We start from the raw sequence: 5065 nt of genomic DNA, 5'->3' as shown, positions 1-5065 counted from the left end.
ACTCTTAGAAGAAAAAATAAAAAAACTCCGTAATTCATCACAGGACGTGATGAGCCAATTTCCGCCCCAAGGACGGGGCATAAATTGGGTAGGAGTTTTTTTATTTTTTATTCTTAGAGTGTCTTAATGAAATGACTTATTTACAAACTCTCTTTATGAGGCTGGCTTATTATTTTGTACAGATTATTTAAAATTATTTTTTATTTGCAAATTATATCCATGATTTTTCCTTAAACAATATGTATATGAAATTACATTTATTCAAACATTAAAAAAAGTTGCATTTTTTAATGCAACTTTTTCAAATGCTTATATGATTATTCTTGAGATTCTTCTTCCTCTTCTTCATCAATAACTGCAGAAGATATAACATTAGTTAGAGGAGGAATAACTTGTTTCTTTCTAGAAACTACTCCAGGAACATAAGCACTATTTTCATCTAATTGAACATTAAATGCTTGTGAAACAAATTCCTTATGCTTACCAGCAACAATTAATTTGGAACCGCCTTTAAATATATTTGTAAGCATTAATACTATTAAAGAGTATTTTTCTTCTTTAGCTTTCTTTTCCATTAAATTCATAATATCTTTTTCAATTGGATTAAAGCTTTCATCATCTATAGTGGATACTTGAGTTACAGCAATTTTTGTATTGTTTATAAAGAACTCTTTAAAATCGCCATAAAATACTTCATCTACACTTTTACCCTTTAAAGATGAACCAGCTTTAAACATTTCCATTGCAAATTCTTCAGGATTTATATTTGCAATTTGTGATAATCTCTTAAGCATCAATTTATCCATAACAGTGGATGTAGGAGACTTAAATAATAGTGTATCGGAAATTATACCTCCAGCTAATATTCCAGCAATTTTTCTAGAAGGTCTAACTCCATTTTCAAAGAATATAGAAGCTACTATAGTTGCAGTACTTCCTACAGGTTCATTTCTAAAGTAAATAGGTGTACCTGTTTGTATATCTCCTAATCTGTGGTGGTCGATAATTTCTAATATTTCTGCATCATCGAGACCTAAAACAGATTGAGTTTTTTCATTATGGTCTACAAGTATTACTTTTTTCTTATTTTGTGATATTAAATGATATCTTGAAATACTTCCAACTACTTTATCTTCTTCATCTACTACAGGGTATGTTCTATATCTAGTTTCAAGCATTATATCTTTTATATCATCTACAAAATCTGTAGGTTTAAATTTAATTAAATCATCCTTTGCCATTATATAGCTTACAGGAATACTTTGTGGAAGTAATCTTGCTGCAGTAAATGTATCGTAAGGAGTTTGTACAATAGAACATCCAGTATTTTTAGCTTGTTCTAATATATCTTCACTAATTTGATAGTTTCCAGTTACTATCATAAGAGATGCTTTTGAATTAAGAATCATTTCTTGAGCGTCTTTTCTATTACCGCATATTACAATGTCGCCTTCCTCAATGATTTCTTTAATTCCTTCTGGTTGCATTGCAGCAACAACGATTTTTGCAAAATTCTTTTCGCTTTCTTCAGAATAATAAATACATTTACCAGATAAAGTATCTATTATATGTTCTAATTTAGTACCACTTTTTGATAGTACATTATTGTCCCATATATCCATATAACTTGAAGTAATATTAGATAAGGAAGCAAGACCTAAAAGCTTGTTGTCTTCATCACTAACTGGTAAAGTTTTTATATTGTTCTTTTTCATTATAGACCAAGCCATTTTTATGGATATGTTTGGTGAAAGAGAAGGTACTTTATCTATATCTAAATCTAATATTTGAGTTTTTACATTTGGAAGCAGTTTAGGTGCTTCTACTCCAAAATAATTTAATATAAATTCTGTTTCCCTATTTATAGATCCAAGTCTAATAGGAATAGCAGGAATAGAACTAGTTTTATTTTTAAAATCAGCATAAGCTATAGCAGAACATATAGAGTCTGTATCTGGATTCCTATGCCCTGTTATGTATAATACGTCATTCATAAATTTTTAACCTCCTATATAGTGTTTAATATATCTAGAATATTATAGCACATTAAACATATTTATTATATATTTTACCACAAATTTTATATAATAAGCTAAAATTTAAAAAATAATAACATAAAAAATTGAAAAGCAGCTTTTTTTATGGTGCTGTATTATTTTTTTTACTAATTTTATGAAATTAATCATAAGATTAATATGTACATTCATATATTTACTTATAGAAAATAAAAATTATAAATAGATTTAAATCTAAAAGTAGATACATTGTACAAGGGAGGTAAAGTCTTTGTTAAATGAGAGAATTGAAAGAATAGGTCTTTCATCAAGAGAAGCAGAAAGAAGGCTAAAAAAATATGGTCACAATATATTAGAAAAAAAGAAGAAAATATCTGCTTTAAAAATATTTTTATCCCAATTTAATGATTTTATTGTATGGGTATTGATAATAGCAACTATAATATCAGGATTTATAGGGGAAAAGGCAGATGCTATTACTATATTAATTATTGTAGTAATGAATGCTGTATTAGGATTTATACAAGAGTTTAAAACAGAAAAGTCGCTGGAAGCTTTGAAAGAGTTAGCAGCACCTACAGCTAAAGTCATAAGAGACAATACTATTAAAGTAATAAATGCAGAAGATTTAGTATTAGATGATATAGTAGTTTTAGAGAGTGGAGATAGAGTTCCAGCAGATTGCGTAGTTATAGAAAATAGTAATTTAATGGTAGATGAGTCTTTACTAACAGGAGAATCTATAGGTGTTGAAAAAAATACTTATTCTAAAGATTGTAATATATATATGGGAACTATAGTTTTAACAGGTAGAGGAAAAGCTCAAGTGGTACAAACAGGAATGAGCACAGAAATGGGAAAAATAGCAGGTATGCTTCAAAGTATACAAGAAGAAAAGTCTCCTTTAAAAGAAAAACTAGCTTTTTTAGGTAAAATATTAGTTATAATTTGTATAGCTATATGCTTTATAGTGACTTTAACAGGAATAGCTCGTGGACAAGGTAAATATGAAATGTTTCTTTTAGGAGTAAGTTTAGCAGTAGCAGCTATACCAGAAGGATTACCAGCTATTGTAACAGTATCTTTAGCCCTTGGTGTATCTAAAATGTTAAAGAGAAATGCACTTATAAGAAAGCTTCCTGCAGTGGAAACATTGGGCTGTACATCTATAATATGCTCTGATAAAACAGGAACTCTTACACAAAATAAAATGACAGTAAAGGTATTATATTTTGAAAATAATACATATGAATTAGATGGAAAAAAGGAAATACCAGAAAATACTTTACTGAAAAAGGCTTTTGTATATTGCAATGATTGTAATTTTGACTTTAAAGAAATGAATATAGAAAAATCCCTTTTTGGAGATCCTACAGAAACAGCTTTAATTAAAGCTTTTTTTAATAAATCTAGCCAATTAAAAGATTTTTTAAGTAAATCTAAAAGGGTATATGATAAGCCTTTTAATTCTGATAGAAAAATGATGTCAGTTATAATGAAAGAAGGAGTAAAAGAAACAGTATACGTTAAAGGAGCTCCTGAAAAAATTATAGCAAAGTGCAAATATATATTATTAAGAGGAGAATTAAAAGAATTTAATGATTATTATAAAAGAAAAGTAGAAAGAGCAGTAGAAAATATGTCTTACAAAGCATTAAGATGTATAGCAGCAGCATATAAGCCTAGAAATATAACAAAAAATAATATGGAAGAAAACTTAGTGTTTTTAGGAGTAGCAGGTATAATAGACCCTCCAAGAAGAGAAGTAAAAGATGCAGTATTAAAATGCAAAATTGCTGGTATAAGACCAGTAATGATAACAGGTGATCATAAAAATACTGCTTATGCCATAGGAAAAGAATTAGAAATATGCGAAAAACAATCTCAAGTTATAAGTGGAGAGGAATTAGATAATTTAACAGATAAGAGATTACTTAGAATTATAGATGATGTTTCTATATTTGCTAGGGTAAGCCCAAAACATAAACTTAGAATAGTCAAAGCTTTTAAGGAAAAAGGCAATGTAGTAGCTATGACTGGTGATGGAGTAAATGATGCTCCTGCAGTTAAAGAATCAGATATAGGCATATCTATGGGAGTATCTGGTACAGATGTGACTAAAGAAGCTTCTTCCATGATACTTTTAGATGACAACTTTACCACTATAGTTTCAGCTGTAGAAGAAGGAAGAGTAATTTACAATAATATAAGAAAATTTATAAGATATCTTCTTTCTTGCAACTTAGGAGAAGTGTTAACTATGTTTTTAGCATCTTTATTGTATTTAGAACCACCTATGCTTCCAATTCAAATTTTATTTGTAAATTTAGCCACTGACGGATTGCCAGCTATAGCTTTAGGAGTAGACCCTGCTAGTGAAAATGTTATGTTAGATAAGCCTAGATACAAAAAAGAGAGTATATTTGCAAGAGGGCTTAAAGAAAAAATATTAATAAGAGGCTCTCTTATAGGAATATGCACTATACTAGCTTTTATTGTAGGAAAGTGGTGGGGCATGAACTTAACTACTTGCAGAACTTTAGCATTAAGTACTTTAATAATTTCACAACTTATACATGTTTTTGAATGTAAGTCAGAAAAGCACTCTTTATTTGAAATAAATATATTTACTAATTGGTACTTAATAGGATCAGTATTTATATCCTTAATATTGTTGCTTTTAATAATATACTTACCATTTTTACAAAAAATATTTCACACAGTAGCTTTAAAATCATCACAATGGTTCATAGTAATATTTTTCTCAGGCATAATAACATTTATAAATAGCGTATATTTATTAATAAGACATAAAAAAGAAAAATAAAATACAAATAAAAAATCATTTATATAATTTGCAAATAGAAAATAATTAAAAATAATCTGTATAAAAATAATAAGACAGTAGCATAAAGAAAGTTTGTAAATAATTAGAATGAATTTTAGACAATCTTAGAAGAAAAAATAAAAAAACTCCGTAATTCATCACAGGACGTGATGAGCCAATTTCCGCCCCAAGGACGGGGCATAAATTGGGTAGGAGTTTTTTT

Annotated in this window: 2 protein-coding genes; one reads left to right on the top strand and one right to left on the bottom strand. The window is 28.2% G+C overall.

Annotation, left to right across the window (positions count from 1 at the left end):
- Positions 1–317: 317 nt before the first annotated feature.
- Entirely contained in the window at positions 318–1994 is a 1677-nt protein-coding gene (locus CLOACE_RS11310) for a putative manganese-dependent inorganic diphosphatase (RefSeq protein WP_070111356.1), read from the bottom strand.
- A 292-nt stretch (positions 1995–2286) separates the two neighbouring features.
- Here CLOACE_RS11310 and CLOACE_RS11305 point away from each other — a divergent pair, with 292 nt between their 5' ends.
- Positions 2287–4842, top strand: coding sequence for a calcium-translocating P-type ATPase, PMCA-type (locus CLOACE_RS11305; RefSeq protein WP_070111355.1), 2556 nt, complete (start codon positions 2287–2289; stop codon positions 4840–4842).
- Positions 4843–5065: the final 223 nt, after the last annotated feature.

This window comes from Clostridium acetireducens DSM 10703, assembly GCF_001758365.1.
GTDB classification, from domain to species: Bacteria; Bacillota; Clostridia; order Clostridiales; family Clostridiaceae; genus Clostridium_C; species Clostridium_C acetireducens.
Note: the sequence above shows the minus strand (reverse complement) of the source record. Positions and strands in the feature narration are given on the sequence as shown.

Excerpts from the sequence above, each read along its gene's own strand:
- CLOACE_RS11310 (WP_070111356.1), bottom strand. The coding sequence starts at position 1,994 with ATGAATGACGTATTATACATAACAGGGCATAGGAATCCAGATACAGAC.